The following is a 17,036-nucleotide window of genomic DNA, read 5'->3' on the forward strand; positions in this document are numbered from 1 at the left end:
GGGATAACCCTGGGACCTAAGATGGGGGCAGGTCCGGGAAAAAACAAGCGCTGTAGTAGGAAATGCAAAGGGGCCCTCAGGCCCCTTTGTTTCATCAAGCGTCAGGCGCGGCCTTGGCCGGCTGCTCGCTGTTCTCGTAGATCAGCAAGGGCTTGGAAGTGCCTTCGATGACACTCTCGTCGATCACCACCTTGCTCACCTCGGTTTGCGAGGGGATTTCATACATGGTGTCGAGGAGGATGCCTTCGAGGATAGAGCGGAGGCCACGGGCGCCGGTTTTGCGCTCCAAGGCACGGTGAGCAACGGCCTTCAGCGCATCGGGACGGAATTCGAGGTCAACCCCCTCCATCTCGAAGAGCTTGGCGTATTGCTTGGTCAGTGCGTTCTTCGGTTCGGTGAGGATCTGCATCAGCGCAGGCTCATCGAGCTCGTCCAGTGTGGCGATGACCGGCAGACGACCGACGAACTCGGGGATAAGCCCGAATTTCACCAGATCTTCCGGCTCGGCATCACGCAGCGCTTCACCGACTTTCTTGCCCAGGTCGACGCTACGGACTTCGGCATTGAAGCCGATGCCGCCACGAGCGGAACGGTTCTGGATGACTTTTTCCAGGCCGGCAAAGGCGCCACCGCAGATGAACAGGATGTTGCGCGTGTCCACTTGCAGGAACTCCTGCTGCGGGTGCTTGCGGCCGCCCTGGGGAGGAACCGAAGCGACGGTGCCCTCGATGAGCTTCAGCAGCGCCTGCTGCACGCCCTCGCCCGAAACATCGCGGGTGATGGACGGGTTGTCGGACTTGCGCGAAATCTTGTCGATTTCGTCGATGTAGACGATGCCCATCTGGGCCTTCTCGACATCGTAATCGCACTTCTGCAGCAGCTTCTGGATGATGTTCTCGACGTCCTCACCCACGTAGCCCGCCTCGGTGAGGGTGGTGGCATCGGCGATGGTGAAGGGAACGTTGAGCAGACGGGCCAGGGTCTCGGCCAGCAGCGTCTTGCCCGAACCGGTCGGGCCGATCAGCAGGATGTTGCTCTTGCCGAGTTCGATATCGTCTTTCTTGTCACGCTGGTTCAGGCGCTTGTAGTGGTTGTAGACCGCTACGGCCAGCACCTTCTTCGCACGTTCCTGACCAATGACGTACTGATCGAGGATGGTGCGGATTTCCTTGGGCGCCGGCAGCTTGTGCGCGCTGTTCTCGGCCTGGGCTTCCTGCACCTCCTCGCGGATGATGTCATTGCACAGGTCCACGCACTCGTCGCAGATAAAGACCGAGGGGCCGGCAATCAATTTACGTACTTCGTGCTGGCTTTTGCCGCAGAAGGAGCAATAGAGCAGCTTGCCGTTGTCCTCGCCATTGCGGGTGTCAGTCATTCGATCAATCCAATCGGGATAGGCATGAAACACAAGATGAAGGCAAATGCGGGCATTTTCAAGCCCGCGAGGCGGCCGGACATCTTCCGGCCGCGGTATTGCGGAACGGCTTAGCTCGCCAGTTGGCGCTTGCTATGGACCTGATCGATGAGGCCGTATTTGACCGCTTCTTCACCGCTCATGAAGTTGTCGCGGTCGGTGTCGCGGGCGATCACGTCGATCGGCTGACCGGTGTGGTCGGCGAGGATCTTGTTCAGGCGCTCACGGATGGTGAGAATCTCACGGGCGTGGATCTCGATATCCGAAGCCTGGCCCTGGAAGCCACCCAGCGGCTGGTGAATCATCATCCGCGAGTGCGGCAGGCAGTAACGCTTGCCGGCGGCGCCACCGGCGAGCAGAAGTGCGCCCATGCTGCAGGCCTGGCCGATGCAGGTGGTGGAGACGTTGGGCTTGATGAACTGCATGGTGTCGTAGATCGACATGCCAGCGGTCACCGAACCACCCGGGGAGTTGATGTAGAGGTGGATATCCTTGTCGGGGTTCTCCGCTTCGAGGAAGAGGAGCTGCGCCACGACCAGGTTGGCCATGTAGTCCTCGACCGGGCCGACCAGGAAGATCACCCGCTCCTTGAGGAGACGCGAGTAGATGTCGTAGGCACGTTCGCCACGGGCGGACTGCTCGATCACCATGGGCACGAGGCCACCGGCGGCCTGGATATCAGGGAACTGTTGCTGCATATAAGAATTGCGGGACATGTCCAGCGATCACTCCCTAAATAATGTCATGTCTCAAAGACGCATAAGCCAGCGCGAAGGCTGGCTTATGGTGTGCTCGAACGAGGCGAAACGATCAGTCGGCTTGCGGAGCTTCTACCGGCTTGACTGCATCTTCGTAGGAGACCGCTTTGTCGGTCACGTTGGCCTTCTGCAGGACAGTATCTACAACTTGTTCTTCCAGCACAACAGAACGCACTTCGTTCAGTTGCTGGTCGTTCTTGTAGTACCAGGCCACGACTTGCTCGGGCTCCTGGTAAGCGGAAGCCATTTCCTCGATCAGCTCGCGAACGCGGGCGTCATCGGGCTTCAGCTCGAACTGCTTGACCACTTCGGCGACGATCAGGCCCAGCACGACGCGGCGCTTGGCTTGCTCTTCGAACAGCTCGGCCGGCAGTTGGTCGGGCTTGATGTTGCCACCGAACTGCTGGACGGCCTGCACGCGCAGACGGTTCACTTCGTTGCCGATCAGGGCCTTCGGCACTTCGATCGGGTTGGCAGCCAGCAGGCCGTCCATTACCTGGTTCTTGACCTTGGACTTGATGGCCTGGCGCAGTTCGCGCTCCATGTTCTTGCGGACTTCGGCGCGGAAACCTTCCAGGCCGCCTTCCTTGATGCCGAACAGGGTGAAGAACTCGTCGTTCAGTTCCGGCAGCTGGGGAGCAGAAACGCTGTTCACGGTAACGGTGAACTCAGCGGTTTTGCCGGCCAGGTCGAGGTTCTGGTAGTCCTCGGGGAAGGTCGGGTTGATGACGCGCTCTTCACCGGCCTTGACGCCAACCAGGGCATCTTCGAAGCCCGGGATCATGCGGCCGGAGCCCAGCACCAGGGCAGTGCCCTTGGCGGAACCGCCAGCGAAGGCTTCGCCATCGATCTTGCCGACGAAATCGATGTTCAGCTGGTCGCCGTTCTCGGCAGCGCGATCAACCGCTTCGAAGCGGGTGTTCTGCTTGCGCAGGATTTCCAGCATGTTGTCGACATCGGCGTCAGCCACGTCGGCTTGCAGGCGCTCGATGGTGATGGAATCGAAACCGGCAACCTGGAACTCGGGGAAGACTTCGAAGGTGGCGATGAATTCCAGGTCCTTGCCCTTCTCGAACACTTTCGGCTCGACGGCAGGCTGGCCAGCCGGGTTGAGCTTCTGCTCGACGACGGCTTCATAGAAGGAGGACTGGATCAGGTCACCCAGGACTTCCTGACGAGCGGAATCTTCGTAGCGCTGACGGATCACGCTCATGGGCACCTTGCCCGGGCGGAAGCCAGCGACCTTGGCGCGACGAGCAGTCTGCTGAAGACGCTTGGTGACCTCGGTCTCGATCCGCTCAGCCGGAACGCCAACAGTCATACGGCGCTCGAGAGCGGAGGTGCTTTCAACAGAAACTTGCATGGATATTCCTCGTTGCAGACGTTAGCCGGCCGGACCGGCCCCATAATCAAGGGCATGCATTCTAGTGGAGCGAAAAGCAGAAGTCACCCCAGCGGCAACGGCAGATGCAACACCGCTTTTCATACCCTCCCGAACACCGCGCCGCGCCCCCGCCCAAGCACCGGAACAGAGGCCTCCAGGCCAACGGATACGCGGTGTTACGCACCACTGGAGTGCAACTCACGGAGGGTGCTTATAATGCGCCACGCCTCCCGCCGACCGACGAACAACCATGGATAGCCACGCTCTCAGCAAGGTAATGCTGGTCGAGGACGATCAGAAACTCGCCCGCCTGATGTCCCTCTACCTCTCCGAACACGGCTTCGAGGTACGCCAGGTGCACCGGGGCGACACCGCCCTCGACGCCTTCGTCGAATTCCGCCCCCAGGCGGTGATGCTCGACCTCATGCTCCCCGGCCAGAGCGGCCTGCACGTGTGCCGCGAAATCCGCCGCATCGCCGATACGCCGATCCTCATGCTCACCGCCAAGGAAAGCGACCTCGACCACATCCTCGGCCTCGAATCCGGCGCCGACGACTATGTGATCAAGCCCATCGAGCCGCCCGTCCTGCTCGCCCGCCTGCGCGCCCTGCTGCGGCGCCATGCCCCCTTGGCCGGTGAGCGCGACAGCCTGGAGTTCGGCCGCCTGAACATCGACCGCCGCCGTCGCGGCGCCGAACTGGGCGGCCAGGACATCGAGCTCACCACCATGGAGTTCGAACTGCTCTGGCTGCTGGCCGGCCAGGCCGGGGAGATTCTATCCCGCGACGAAATCCTCAATCGCACCCGCGGCATCGGCTTCGACGGCCTCAACCGCAGCGTCGACGTCTGCATCAGCAAGCTGCGCGCCAAGCTGCTGGACAACCCACGCGAGCCCGTGCGGATCAAGACCGTCTGGGGCAAGGGCTACCTGTTCAACCCCCTGGGCTGGGAGAGCTGAACCATGCTGCGCCTGTTCCTGCGCCTCTATCTATTGCTCGCGGTGGGCTTCGGCGGCGCCATCTTCGTGGTCGACCACGTCATCTCCACCCTCTTCGCCCCCAGCCTCGAGGAATACAACCGCGAAGCGGTGCGCGGCCAGGCCTACGCCCTCACCGAACGCCTGCGCCAACTGGACGCTGCCGGTCGCGCGCGCCAGATGGATGACTGGCGCCCCCACTACGGCCTGCGCCTGGAGCTGAAGGACGCCAGCGACCTCGCCTTGGACAAGCGCGAGCGCAAGCTGATCCTCAACAACCTGCTGGTCACCCGCGAGAACTACACCCGCTATATAAGCCGCATCGACGATGGGCCGCAGCTGCTGGTGATCGACCTGCCCGCCGAACCGGCCGGCACCCTGCTTTTCACCATCGGCGCCTACCTGTTGCTGGGCTTCCTGGTGGGCCTGGTGCTGTTCCTCTGGGTCCGCCCGCACTGGCGCAACCTGGAAACCCTGCGCCTGGCCGCCCAGCGCTTCGGTGACGGCGACCTCGGCACCCGCACCCCGGTGTTCCGTGGCTCCGACTGCCGCAAGCTGGCGGAGCACTTCAACCAGATGGCCGATCGCATCGAAAGCCTGATCAGTAACCAGCGCGAGCTGACTAACGCCGTCTCCCATGAGCTACGCACCCCCATCGCCCGACTCAGCTTCGAACTGGAACAGATGGCGCGCCGCTCCGACCACCCGGACCACCAGGCCCTGGTGGACGACATGCGCGCCGACCTGGGCGAGCTGGAAGGCATGGTTTCCGAACTGCTCACCTATGCCCGCCTGGAACACAGCGCCGTCGGCTCGCACCGCGAGACCATCGACGCTGCCAGCTGGCTGGAAAGCGTTGTGGCCGACGTGGCGTTGGAGGCGGAAGCCGCCGGCGTGCGCTGCGAGATCCGCGCCTGCGAAGTGGACAGCCTACGCATGGAGCCGCGCTTCATGGCCCGCGCGGTGATCAACCTGCTGCGCAACGCCATCCGCCACGCCGAGCGGCGGGTGGATATCGCCCTCCTCCAGGCCGGCGACAGCTACCAGATTCAGGTCGATGACGACGGCCCCGGCATACCCGAGGAATCCCGCCAGCGGGTCTTCGAGCCCTTCTCGCGCCTGGATGAAAGCCGCGATCGTCGCACCGGCGGCTTCGGCCTGGGCCTGGCCATCGTCCACCGGGTCGCCCAATGGCACGGTGGCCACGCCGAAGTGCTGGACGCCCCCCAGGGCGGCGCCTCCTTCCGCCTCAGCTGGGGCCGCCAGGGCTGAAGCGGCGCTTCACAATCTTTCACAGACTGCAGACAAAGCCGGGCGGATTGTCCCGGCCCGCCGCCCTAGCATCGGCTCCCTGATCATCCAGGGAGAACCCCATGTTCCATGCGCTGCGCCTGCCCCTGCTCGGCTGCCTGCTGGGCGGCACCGGCTGCCAGGCCCTGCCGGTCACCCCCGCACCGGATATCCGCCAGGGTGACTACAGCGAGCTGATCGTCTACCTGCAGGAGCACATCCGCCAGCAAATGCAGGCCCATGACATTCCCGGCCTGGCCCTGGCGCTGGTGGACGACCAGCAGGTGATCTGGGCCAGGGGTTTTGGTTACGCCGACCGCGAACGGCGCATCGCCGCCAGCGAATACACCGCCTTCCGCATCGGTTCGCTGTCCAAGCCGATCACCGCCAGCCTGGCCATGCAGCTGCGCGAACGCGGCGCCCTGGACCTGGACGCCCCGCTGCAATCCAGCCTGCGCGAGTTCTACGTGCGCTCACGCTTCCATACGGACCAGGCGGCAGCCGACCGCGCCATCACCCTGCGCCGCCTGCTCAGCCACCAATCCGGCCTACCGACCGACCACCTCGAAGGCCAGGTCGCCAAGCTTCCGCTGCCCCTGGGCGAGCTGCCCGCACTGGCCAGCGGCACCTGGCTGAGCCACCAGCCCGGCACGCAAACCGTCTACTCCAATCTCGGCTACGCCCTGGTCGGCGCCGCAATCGAACGCACCAGCGGCTGCGAATTCGAAGCCTGCGCACAGAAATCGCTACTGCAGCCACTGGGCATGCGCCACGCGAGCTTTCTCGGCAACAGCGGCCAGCAACCCTATCGCGCTCGCGGCTATATGAAGGGCAAGCCCTCGGCGGACCTCAACATCCGGGACCTCTCCGCCGGCAGCCTCTGGGCCAGCCCGGTGGACCTCAGCCACTTCGTGCAAATGGTCTTCGCCGACGGCCGCTACCAAGGCCGGCAAGTGCTGCAACCGGCCTCGATCCAGGAAATGCTGCACCCGCAGAATGTCGGCAACGCCCTGGACCTGGACAGCTCGATCGGCCTCGGCTGGTTCCTCGGTACCTATGGCGACGAGCTGGCGACACCCGGCCTGCGCGTCGTCGAGCACAGCGGCTCGACCGGTGACTTCAACGCCCAGATGACCTTGCTGCCGGAGCAGCGTCTGGGCGTGGTCGTCCTCACCAACTCCGACAGCGCCGCAGCCGTTACCAGCCAGCTCGCCAGCCTGTCGCTGCGCTTGCTGCTGCAAGCTCGTGACGGCAAGCCGGCAAGCCCGCCGGGACCGCCCCGCCGCACCAACCGGCAACGCCCCAGCCCACAGGACCGCCAACGCCTGGACGGTCGCTACGCCACCGGCAGCGGCCTGATCCATATTCGTAGCCAGGGTGAGCGCCTGTATGCAGAACTTTCCGGCCTCCGCGTCGAACTGCTGCGCGACGACGAAGGCTGGCTCCGCGCACGCAAGAAACTGCTCGGGCTATGGCCACTGGACCTGGGCGAGCTGGGCCGCCTGCAGCTGGACGTCGTGACGCTACAGGGGCGCCAGGCGCTGGTCGGCCGCCAACATGGCCAGACGCTGTTCATCGGCGAGCGCGTGGACGCCATGCCCATCCCCCGGGAATGGGCCGCCATGGTCGGCGACTACCGCATCGCCGGTGGCAAGGACGACGCCCTGAGCCTGAGCCTGCGCCTTGAAGACGGTTTCCTCCTGGCACGCGGCCGCTCCGCTGGCGAGCCCATCGGCGACTACATCCTCCATCCCCAGGACAGCGCCCACGCAACCCTCGCCGGCAGCGGGCGCGGCCTCGGCGACACCCTCAGCCTGCGCCCGGACGGTTTCGAAGCCCTCGGCTACCGCTTCGTGCGCACCGACAAAAAGCCCTAATCCCCCTTAACAAGGACGATTTCCATGCTTCGCTTGCACCCCACCCTGCTCTGCAGCGGCTTGCTGCTGATGTCCGCCCCGCTTCACGCCGAGGACTGGCAGTACCAGCTCAGCGCCGGCCTGGCCAACCTGCCGCGCTACAGCGGCAGCGACGAACGGGTCACCACGCCACTGCTCGACGCCCGCCTGGAGATTCCCCAAGGATTCTTCCTCGGTATAAAGGACGGCCTCGGCTGGCAATACGCGCAAGATGGCTTCGGTTTCAGCCTGCACCTCGGCAGCAGTGATCGACGCAAGGACAGCCGCTCCCACTTCCATGGCTCCGACCGACTGGAGGGCATGGGCTCGATCAAGCAGCGCGGCCAGCTCGGCATCGCCGCCAGCCATGACATCGGCCCGGTCACCCTGGGCGCCAGCCTCGAACATGCCCTGAAGAAAGACAGCGACCGCGACACCGGCTCGGCCTACAACCTGCTGGAGCTGAGCCTGGGCGGCACCCTCGTCGAAGGCGCTTACGGGCGGCTGGACGCCAGCCTCAGCAGTCGCTTCGGCGACGATGACTACCTGCGCACCTGGTACGGCGTCAGTCGCGTGCAGGCGTCACGCAGCCGCTTTGCTGCCCATGACACCGACGCTGGCCTGGTTTCCAGCGGTGCCGCCCTGAGCTGGACCTACCCCCTGGACCCGAACATGGACCTGGTCACCGCGCTGGATGTGCAGCACCTGATGGGCGACGCCGCCGACAGCCCCCTGACGGAACGCCGCACCCAGGCCACCCTCGCCACGCAGATCAACTACCGGTTCTGAGCCCACGCGCACGCCTCCCGGGCGCCAGCGCCAAGGACAGCCTCTATAGAAAAGAAATCCGAAATGAACAGACCGCCCTACCCGGCCAGCATCCCTGCCCGATGCCAGCGGCCGGGCGGGCGGCGAGATTCGAGTAGAGCACAGCCCTCGGAGAACGACACTGCGGCGGGTTGGCGCACAACAGGCGTCCTGAAACGAAAAAAGGCAGCCCTGAAAGAGCTGCCTTTGAGCCGCGCATCGACCGAGCGCTAACCCCCAAGGGCCTGGATAACGTGCACGGGGTCATTGTGGATGGCGCGCAGCAGCGCCTTGGCGGGGCCGGTGGGCTCACGTCGCCCCTGCTCCCAATTGCGCAGGGTACCCAGCTGAACATCGATCATCGCGGCGAACCTAGCCTGTGTCAGGCCCGTTGCCTTGCGGATCGCCTTCACCTGCAGCGCATCCACGGTGAACTCACGCGAAGGCTTGCGCTCGCCACGGCGTATCTCGTCCATCTGCTGGACGCTTTCCATCAGGTCGTCGAAGAATTGGCTCATGGTCACCTCCAGCGCTCGATGATCTGCCTGAGCGCCTTGCGCTCATCCGCGGTCAGGTCATCCTTCTCGTTCTTGGGGTAGATCAGCAGCAAGGCGATCTGCGAGGCGGACGAGAAATGGTAATAGATGACCCTCGACCCGCCGCGCTTGCCATGACCGCCACTGGCCACCCGCACCTTGCGGATGCCACCCGTGCCCTCGATCACATCCCCCATTTCCGGCCGCTCGGCCAGCAACCGCTGGAAGGCCGCGTAACTGTCATCGTCGAGCAACTCGCGAAGACGCCGGGTGAAGAGGGGTGTCTCGATGAAGATCATCACGCAAAGGTACGCCAATGGCGCACATCACACAAACCCGCCCACTTCATGCCCGCAGAAACGAAAAAAGGCAGCCCCGAGGGAGCTGCCTTTTCTTTGTCGCTTCCAGATTCCCGCGAGGCTTGCCCCACGCCACCTGGCTGCGCGTATTACATGGTGCGGACGGAGAGACTCGAACTCTCACACCTTGCGGCGCCAGAACCTAAATCTGGTGTGTCTACCAATTCCACCACGTCCGCTTGCAACGCTTGAAACGAAAACGCCAGGCACTAGGCCTGGCGCTTTCTCGAATATGGGGTGGACGATGGGAATCGAACCCACGACACCAGGAGCCACAATCCTGTGCTCTACCAACTGAGCTACGCCCACCATATTACGTTTTGCTTGAGCCAAACTTGCCAAATTGGCACGCCCGGCAGGACTCGAACCTGCGACCATCCGCTTAGAAGGCGGATGCTCTATCCAGCTGAGCTACGGGCGCTTATTCATCTGCTAAACAGATTACTAAAAGCTTCGGCTTCAGCAGAAGCCTGTAGACTTCTACGTTTGCCGTCTTACCCAGCTAGTTGCTGTGCTCGACAAGCGGGGCGCATGTTATAGAGGCACCCCTACCTCGTCAACAGGATTTTTAAAAAAATTTAGAAAGATAAAGGGGTTACGGGAAAATGCTGACCAGCCGCCTTTGCCCAAAAGCCACGCCATGCGAGAATATGCGCCCTTTTTCGCCCCTTCCGATGGTTAATCACGCGACATGACCGCACAACTGATCGACGGCAAAACGATCGCCGCCCGCCTCCGCCAACAGATAGCCAAGCGCGTCGACGAGCGTCGCCAGCAAGGCCTGCGCATTCCCGGCCTGGCCGTCATCCTGGTTGGCAGCGATCCGGCCTCTCAGGTCTATGTCGCGCACAAGCGCAAGGACTGCGAGGAAGTCGGCTTCATCTCCGAGGCCCACGACCTGCCGGCCAGCACCCGCCAGGAAGACCTGCTGGCGCTGATCGACCGCCTCAATGTCGACCCGACCATCGACGGCATCCTCGTACAGCTGCCGCTGCCGGCGCACCTGGACGCGTCCCTGCTGCTGGAGCGCATCAGCCCCGACAAGGACGTAGACGGCTTCCACCCCTACAACATCGGCCGCCTGGCCCAGCGCATGCCGCTGCTGCGCCCCTGCACGCCGAAAGGGATCATGACCCTGCTGGAAAGCACCGGGGCCGATCTCTACGGCATGGACGCAGTCGTCGTCGGCGCCTCCAACATCGTCGGCCGCCCCATGGCCCTCGAGCTGCTGCTGGCCGGCTGCACCGTCACCGTCACCCACCGCTTCACCAAGGACCTCGCTGGCCACGTCGGCCGTGCCGACCTGGTGGTGGTCGCCGCCGGCAAGCCGGGCCTGGTCAAGGGTGAGTGGATCAAGGAAGGTGCCATCGTCATCGACGTCGGCATCAACCGCCAGGAAGACGGCAAGCTGGTGGGCGACGTGGAATACGAACCGGCCCTGCAACGCGCCAGCTGGATCACCCCAGTCCCGGGCGGCGTCGGCCCCATGACCCGTGCCTGCCTGCTGGAGAACACCCTCCACGCGGCGGAGACCCTGCACGACTGAGCAGCGGCGACCCCATGAAAAACGGCACCCTCGGGTGCCGTTTTCGTTTCAGCGAACAGGCCCCCGGGAATCCGCGGGCCCGCCGTCCAGCGTCATTTCTTCTGCCAGGACTTCACCAGCTCCTCGTAGTTCACGGTCTCGCCCTTCGGCTTCTCGTTGGCCAGCTTCGGCTTCGGTGCGCCCGGCTGGTCGAACCAGTACTGGGCGTCCCGCTCCTCGTTGAGCTTCGGCCCGCACTCGCCCTGCACACCGGAGCGCTCGATGCGCGCCATCATGGTGTCCTGCGCTTTGGCCAGGCCATCCAGGGCTTCCTGCGGGGTCTTCTCGCCGCTGGCGGCCTCGGCGATGAACTGCCACCACAGCTGCGCCAGGCGCGGGTAGTCCGGGACGTTGGTACCGGTGGGCGACCACTGCAGGCGCGCCGGGCTGCGGTAGAACTCAACCAGCCCGCCGAGTTTCGGTGCCGCCTCGGTCATCGCCAGGGAGTTGATGTCCGATTCGCGGATCGGCGTCAGCCCCACCAAGGTCTTCTTCAGCGAAACCGTCTTGGCGGTGACGAACTGCGCGTAGAGCCAGGCCGCCAGGCGCTGCTTCTCGGGGGTGGACTTGAGGAAGGTCCAGGAACCGGTGTCCTGGTAGCCCAGCTTCATGCCCTCTTCCCAGTACGGGCCCTTGGGCGACGGAGCCATGCGCCACTTCGGCGTGCCGTCGGCGTTGACCACCGGCAGGCCGGGCTTGGTCATGTCGGCGGTGAAGGCGGTGTACCAGAAGATCTGCTGGGCGATATTGCCCTGCGCAGGCACCGGGCCGGCCTCGGAGAAAGTCATGCCCTGGGCTTCCGGCGGCGCGTACTGGTGCAGCCAGTCGACGTACTTCTGGGTCGCATAGACCGCTGCCGGGCCGTTGGTGTCGCCACCGCGGGTGACGCTGGAACCCACCGGGCGGCAGCCGTCGACGCGAATGCCCCACTCGTCCACCGGCAGGCCGTTGGGCAGGCCCTTGTCGCCGCCGCCGGCCATGGAGAACCAGGCGTCGGTGAAGCGCCAGCCAAGGGACGGGTCCTTCTTGCCGTAGTCCATGTGGCCATAGACGCGCTTGCCGTCGATTTCCTTCACGTGCTTGCTGAAGAACTCGGCAATGTCCTCGTAGGCGGACCAGTTCACCGGCACGCCCAGCTCATAGCCGTAGATTTCCTTGAACTTGGCCTTCAGCTCGGGCTTCTCGAACCAGTCGGCGCGGAACCAGTACAGGTTGGCAAACTGCTGGTCGGGCAGCTGGTAGATCTTCTTGTCCGGGCCCGTAGTGAAGGAAATGCCGATGAAGTCGTTGAGGTCCAGGGTCGGCGAGGTCACGTCCTTGCCTTCGTTGGCCATCATGTCGGTGATCGACACGGCCTTGCCGTAGCGGAAGTGGGTGCCGATCAGGTCCGAGTCGTTGACCCAGCCGTCATAGATGTTCTTGCCCGACTGCATCTGCGTCTGCAGCTTCTCCACCACGTCGCCTTCCTGCATCAGGTCGTGCTTGAGCTTGATGCCGGTGATCTCGCTGAAGGCCTTGGCCAGCACCTTGGCCTCGTACTCGTGGGTGGCGATGGTTTCCGAAGCGACGTTGATCTCCATGCCACGGAACGGCTCGGCGGCCTTGATGAACCACTTCAGCTCGGCCAGCTGCTGCTCCTTGCTCAGGGTCGAGGGCTGGAACTCCGCGTCGATCCACTTCTTCGCCGCATCCTCGTAGGCATCGGCCCAGGCCGCGCCACTCAATCCGGACAACGCCAGCAGGGCCGCTATCGCCATGCTATGTCGGGTCTTGTAATTGTTTTCGAACATAGACACCTCCTTGGGGATTTTGAACGGTCGCAACTAGCCGAAGCGCATCACGACCAACAACCACACGACGGATAGCGCCGAGGCTACCCACAGGTTCCAACTGGTCGCGCCTATCACCAGCAGGTGCAGGTAGGCGCTCCCGAGAAGCCCGATGAACAACCGGTCGCCACGGGTGGTGACGATCGGCAAGAAGCCCTTGCGCTCGACGCAGGGCGAACGCAGTTCCCAGATGCCCATCAGCAGCAGCACCAGGCCGATGCTGCCGAAGAACACCGCGGTGGGCAGGGTCCAGGCCATCCATTCCATAAGTCACCTCATACCCGGCCAAGGGCAAAGCCCTTGGCCACGTGATTGCGCACGAACCAGATCACCAGCACGCCCGGCAGGATGGTCAACACCCCCGCCGCCGCCAGCACGCCCCAGTCGATCCCCGAAGCGGACACGGTGCGGGTCATCACCGCCACGATCGGCTTGGCGTCCACCGAGGTCAGGGTGCGCGCCAGCAGCAGCTCGACCCAGGAGAACATGAAGCAGAAGAACGCCGTCACGCCGATGCCCGAGCCGATCAGCGGGATGAAGATCTTGGCGAAGAAGCGCGGGAAGCTGTAACCGTCGATATAGGCCGTCTCGTCGATCTCCTTCGGCACCCCCGACATGAAGCCCTCGAGAATCCACACCGCCAGCGGCACGTTGAACAGGCAATGGGCCAGGGCCACGGCGATATGGGTATCGAACAGACCGATGGACGAATACAGCTGGAAGAACGGCAGCAGGAACACCGCCGGCGGCGCCATGCGGTTGGTCAGCAGCCAGAAGAACAGGTGCTTGTCCCCCAGGAAGCGGTAGCGCGAGAAGGCGTAGGCCGCCGGAAGCGCCACCGCCAGGGAGATCACCGTGTTCAGGCACACGTAGTAGAGCGAGTTGAGGTAGCCCTCGTACCAGCTCGGGTCGGTGAAGATCACCTGGTAGTTGCGCAGGGTGAACTCGTGGGGCCAGAGCGTCAGGCCGCCGAGTATCTCGGTGTTGCTCTTGAACGACATGTTCAGCAGCCAGTAGATGGGCACCAGCAGGAACAGGATGTAGGCGAGCAGCACCAGGGTTTTGCGTGGTGTCATGGGCGGCCTCAGCTCTTCGAGTCGTTATGGGTCATGGCCGTGTAGAACAGCCAGGACACCAGCAGGATGATGAGGAAGTACACCAGCGAGAACGCCGCCGCCGGCCCCAGGTCGAACTGCCCCACCGCCATCTTGGTCAGCGTCTGGCTGAGGAAGGTGGTGGCGTTGCCCGGCCCGCCGCCGGTGAGCACGAAGGGCTCGGTGTAGATCATGAAGCTGTCCATGAAGCGCAGCATCACGGCGATCAGCAGCACACTCTTCATCTTCGGCAACTGGATATGGCGGAACACCGCCCAGCCCGAGGCGCGGTCGATGCGCGCCGCCTGGTAGTAGGCATTGGGGATGGCGCGCAGGCCCGAGTAGCACAGCAGCGCCACCAGCGAGGTCCAGTGCCACACGTCCATCACCAGCACCGTCACCCAGGCGTCCATGGTGTTGGAGGCGTAGTTGTAGCTGATGCCCAGCTTGCTCAGGGTCCAGCCCAGCAAGCCGATATCGGCGCGGCCGAAGATCTGCCAGATGGTGCCGATCACGTTCCACGGGATCAGCAGCGGAATGGCCATGACGATCAGGCTCGCCGAGGCCCAGCGCCCTTTTGTCGGCATGCACAGGGCGATGCCGATGCCCAGCGGGATCTCGATCAGCAGCACGCAGGCGGAGAAGATGAACTGGCGCAGCAGCGAATCATGCAGGCGCGGGTCCTGCAGCACCTGCTTGTACCAATCGACACCGACGAAGGTGCGGGTGGAGGCATCGAAGATGTCCTGCACCGAATAGTTCACCACCGTCATCATCGGCAGGATGGCGCTTAAGGCCACCAGCAGGAACACCGGCAGCACCAGCCACCAGGCCTTGTTATTGACCACCTTGTCGGTCATGGCGCCACCTCCACCAGCAGGTCATCGGCGTAGAGCATCAACCACTGCGAAGGGAAGCCGATCCACGCCGTGCCCCGAGGCACCGTCTCGTCTTCCTGCAGGCGCGCCTTGAGGCGTTGCCCGTCCAGGTTCAGGGTGAGGATCTTGTAGGTGCCCAAGTCCTCGACGTGGGTCACCTCGCCGGCCAGGGCATCGACGAAGTGCTCGTCGCTGACGTGCACGAACTCCGGGCGGATGCCCAGCTTCAGGCTGCTCCAGCCCCCTTGGCCAGGTGCGCCGCCATGGCCGGGCCCAGGGGCACGCGGGTGTTGCCGAACACCAGCGCATCCCCCTCCGGGCGCACCTCGATCAGATTCATCCCCGGGCTGCCGATGAAGAAGCCGACGAAGGTGTGCAGCGGCCGCTCGAACAGCTCGCGCGGGGTGCCGAACTGGACGATACGGCCTTCGTACATCACCGCGATCTTGTCGGCGAAAGTCGAGGCCTCCAGCTGGTCGTGGGTCACGTAGATCATGGTGATGTTGAACTGCTCATGGATCTGCTTGAGCTTGCGCCGCAGCTTCCACTTCAGGTGTGGGTCGATCACCGTCAGCGGCTCATCGAAGAGGATCGCCGACACATCGTCGCGCACCAGCCCGCGGCCCATGGAGACCTTCTGCTTCTCGTCCGCCGTCAGGTTGCGCGCCTTGCGCTTGAGCAGGTGATGCAGGTCGAGCACCTCGGCGATCTCGCTGACCTTGCTCAACACCCGCGACTCCGGCAGGCCCTGGTTGCGCAGGGGGAAGGCCAGGTTGTCGAACACCGTCATGGTGTCGTAGACCACCGGGAACTGGAAAACCTGGGCGATGTTGCGTTCCTCCGGCGGCAGCAGATTGACCTCGCGGGTGTCGAACAGCACCTGCCCTTCGGAGGGGCTGAGCAGCCCGGAAATGATGTTCAGCAAGGTCGACTTGCCGCAGCCCGAAGGCCCCAGCAGCGCATAGGCGCCGCCCTGCTCCCAGACGTGGTCCATCGCCAGGATGGCGTAGTCTTCCGGGCCCTTCGGCTGGCTGGCGTAGCTGTGGGCCAGGCTCTGCAGGCGTATCTCGGCCATGGGCGGCTCCTCAGGTACGACGGCTCGGCGCCAGGACCAGGCGGTCCTGGGCGTCGAAGACGAAGAGTTTGTGGGTGGGGATGTAGATGCGAATCGGCGCATCCACGTCGTACTCGTGCACGCCCTGCAGGTGCAGCACCAGGGCGAAATGCTCGCTGCGCACATGGAGGAAGGTCTCGGAGCCGCTGATCTCGGCCAGCTCCACCTTCACCGCCAGCTCCAGGTCGTCGTCGTTGGAGGGCACCAGGCCGATGTGGCCGGGGCGCACGCCGAAGCGGTAGGCGCCCTCGCCCAGTTCGCGCAGCTCGGTGGTCAGCGGGAAGTGGACGAAATCACGGAAGCTCACCTCGCCTTCGCTGATGCGCCCGTCCACCAGGTTGATCGGCGGCTCGGAGAACAGCTCGGCGGCCAGCACCTGCTGCGGCCGCTGGTACACCTCGGTGGTCGGCCCGCTCTGGATCACCCGGCCCTCGTGGAGGATGGTCACCGTGCCGCCCAGGGCCAGCGCCTCGTTGGGCTCGGTGGTGGCGTACACGGCGATGCTGCGGCGGGTGCGGAACAGCTCGCGCATCTCCTGGCGCAGCTCCTCGCGCAGCTTGTAGTCGAGGTTAACCAGGGGCTCGTCGAACAGCACCAGGTCGGCGTCCTTGACCATCGCCCGGGCCATGGCCGTGCGTTGCTGCTGGCCACCGGAAAGCTCCAGCGGGTGGCGCTGCAGGAACTTCTCGATGCGCAGCATCTGCGCCGTCTCGCGCACCTTGCGCTCGATCTCCTCACGGCCGACGCCGCTCTGCCGCAGCGGCGAAGCGATGTTCTCGAACACCGTGAGGTTGGGATAGTTGATGAACTGCTGGTAGACCATCGACACGTTGCGGCGGCGCACCGGCACCCCGGTCACGTCGACGCCGTTGAGCAGGATGCGCCCGCTGCTGGGCTTGTCCAGCCCGGCCATCAGGCGCATCAGTGAGGTCTTGCCGGCCAGGGTCCGGCCGACCAGCACGTTGAAGGAACCCGGCTCGAAGCTCAGGCAGGCATCGTCTATGTAGACCTGATGGTCGACGACGCGGCAGACATGCTCCAGCGTTAACGACATGGCGTGTCCTTGTGGTTGTTCTCAGCCATTCGCGGCTCTGGGCCGCGCTACCACAAGGCGACT

15 protein-coding genes, 3 tRNA genes and 2 pseudogenes are annotated in these 17,036 nt (G+C 64.1%); 5 read left to right on the forward strand and 15 right to left on the reverse strand.

What is annotated here, in order from left to right; translation table 11 throughout:
- Positions 1-94: 94 nt before the first annotated feature.
- From clpX to tig, 3 genes are all read right to left on the reverse strand, one after another.
- A complete protein-coding gene (gene clpX / locus PSm6_RS00870; RefSeq protein ID WP_021220504.1) occupies positions 95-1,375 on the reverse strand; it encodes an ATP-dependent Clp protease ATP-binding subunit ClpX in 1,281 nt (426 codons plus the stop codon).
- A gap of 110 nt (positions 1,376-1,485) precedes the next feature.
- Positions 1,486-2,130: an ATP-dependent Clp endopeptidase proteolytic subunit ClpP gene (gene clpP, locus PSm6_RS00875; protein ID WP_031288134.1), complete on the reverse strand. Its 645-nt coding sequence runs from the start codon at positions 2,128-2,130 to the stop codon at positions 1,486-1,488.
- 94 nt (positions 2,131-2,224) lie between these two features.
- Complete coding sequence (gene tig, locus PSm6_RS00880) at positions 2,225-3,535, reverse strand: trigger factor (RefSeq protein WP_265169282.1); 1,311 nt, start codon at positions 3,533-3,535, stop codon at positions 2,225-2,227.
- A gap of 271 nt (positions 3,536-3,806) precedes the next feature.
- Between tig and PSm6_RS00885 the strand changes: the two genes are divergently transcribed.
- The 4 genes from PSm6_RS00885 to PSm6_RS00900 all read left to right on the forward strand — a co-directional run bounded on the left by PSm6_RS00885 (position 3,807) and on the right by PSm6_RS00900 (position 8,506).
- Complete coding sequence (locus PSm6_RS00885; RefSeq protein WP_021220501.1) at positions 3,807-4,514, forward strand: response regulator; 708 nt, start codon at positions 3,807-3,809, stop codon at positions 4,512-4,514.
- Between the two features lie 3 nt (positions 4,515-4,517).
- Entirely contained in the window at positions 4,518-5,804 is a 1,287-nt protein-coding gene (locus PSm6_RS00890; RefSeq protein WP_265169283.1) for an ATP-binding protein, read from the forward strand.
- Positions 5,805-5,905: 101 nt separating this feature from the next.
- A complete protein-coding gene (locus PSm6_RS00895) occupies positions 5,906-7,699 on the forward strand; it encodes a serine hydrolase domain-containing protein (protein WP_265169284.1) in 1,794 nt (597 codons plus the stop codon).
- 24 nt (positions 7,700-7,723) lie between these two features.
- Entirely contained in the window at positions 7,724-8,506 is a 783-nt protein-coding gene (locus PSm6_RS00900; protein WP_265169285.1) for a MipA/OmpV family protein, read from the forward strand.
- A gap of 248 nt (positions 8,507-8,754) precedes the next feature.
- On the opposite strand, the gene nadS is transcribed toward PSm6_RS00900, so the two are convergent.
- From nadS to PSm6_RS00925, 5 genes are all read right to left on the reverse strand, one after another.
- Positions 8,755-9,042, reverse strand: a complete 288-nt coding sequence (gene nadS / locus PSm6_RS00905) for a NadS family protein (RefSeq protein WP_043243334.1) — start codon at positions 9,040-9,042, stop codon at positions 8,755-8,757.
- A 2-nt stretch (positions 9,043-9,044) separates the two neighbouring features.
- Positions 9,045-9,359 (reverse strand): type II toxin-antitoxin system RelE/ParE family toxin, encoded by a 315-nt coding sequence (locus tag PSm6_RS00910; protein WP_265170484.1) that lies wholly within the window; start codon positions 9,357-9,359, stop codon positions 9,045-9,047.
- Positions 9,360-9,513: 154 nt separating this feature from the next.
- Positions 9,514-9,598, reverse strand: a tRNA-Leu gene (locus PSm6_RS00915).
- Between the two features lie 54 nt (positions 9,599-9,652).
- Positions 9,653-9,728, reverse strand: a tRNA-His gene (locus PSm6_RS00920).
- 35 nt (positions 9,729-9,763) lie between these two features.
- Positions 9,764-9,840, reverse strand: a tRNA-Arg gene (locus PSm6_RS00925).
- A gap of 270 nt (positions 9,841-10,110) precedes the next feature.
- On the opposite strand from PSm6_RS00925, the gene folD reads away from it, so the two are divergent.
- Positions 10,111-10,965, forward strand: coding sequence for a bifunctional methylenetetrahydrofolate dehydrogenase/methenyltetrahydrofolate cyclohydrolase FolD (gene folD, locus PSm6_RS00930; protein WP_184488001.1), 855 nt, complete (start codon positions 10,111-10,113; stop codon positions 10,963-10,965).
- Positions 10,966-11,057: 92 nt separating this feature from the next.
- On the opposite strand, the gene PSm6_RS00935 is transcribed toward folD, so the two are convergent.
- The 7 genes and pseudogenes from PSm6_RS00935 to PSm6_RS00960 all read right to left on the reverse strand — a co-directional run bounded on the left by PSm6_RS00935 (position 11,058) and on the right by PSm6_RS00960 (position 16,973).
- Positions 11,058-12,794 (reverse strand): ABC transporter substrate-binding protein, encoded by a 1,737-nt coding sequence (locus tag PSm6_RS00935; protein WP_265169286.1) that lies wholly within the window; start codon positions 12,792-12,794, stop codon positions 11,058-11,060.
- 33 nt (positions 12,795-12,827) lie between these two features.
- Entirely contained in the window at positions 12,828-13,100 is a 273-nt protein-coding gene (locus PSm6_RS00940) for a DUF2160 domain-containing protein (protein ID WP_021220495.1), read from the reverse strand.
- 8 nt (positions 13,101-13,108) lie between these two features.
- A complete protein-coding gene (locus PSm6_RS00945; protein WP_043243335.1) occupies positions 13,109-13,909 on the reverse strand; it encodes a carbohydrate ABC transporter permease in 801 nt (266 codons plus the stop codon).
- An 8-nt stretch (positions 13,910-13,917) separates the two neighbouring features.
- Positions 13,918-14,787, reverse strand: coding sequence for a carbohydrate ABC transporter permease (locus PSm6_RS00950; protein WP_265169287.1), 870 nt, complete (start codon positions 14,785-14,787; stop codon positions 13,918-13,920).
- Positions 14,784-15,058 (reverse strand): annotated as a pseudogene (locus PSm6_RS30385) (TOBE domain-containing protein); the annotation flags it as partial. The pseudogene PSm6_RS30385 and the gene PSm6_RS00950, both read right to left, overlap by 4 nt.
- A 62-nt stretch (positions 15,059-15,120) precedes the next feature.
- Positions 15,121-15,880: pseudogene (locus tag PSm6_RS00955) on the reverse strand (ABC transporter ATP-binding protein); the annotation flags it as partial.
- Positions 15,881-15,890: 10 nt separating this feature from the next.
- Complete coding sequence (locus tag PSm6_RS00960; protein WP_265169288.1) at positions 15,891-16,973, reverse strand: ABC transporter ATP-binding protein; 1,083 nt, start codon at positions 16,971-16,973, stop codon at positions 15,891-15,893.
- Positions 16,974-17,036: the final 63 nt, after the last annotated feature.

It is taken from the genome of Pseudomonas solani, assembly GCF_026072635.1.
Classification (GTDB): Bacteria; Pseudomonadota; Gammaproteobacteria; order Pseudomonadales; family Pseudomonadaceae; genus Metapseudomonas; species Metapseudomonas solani.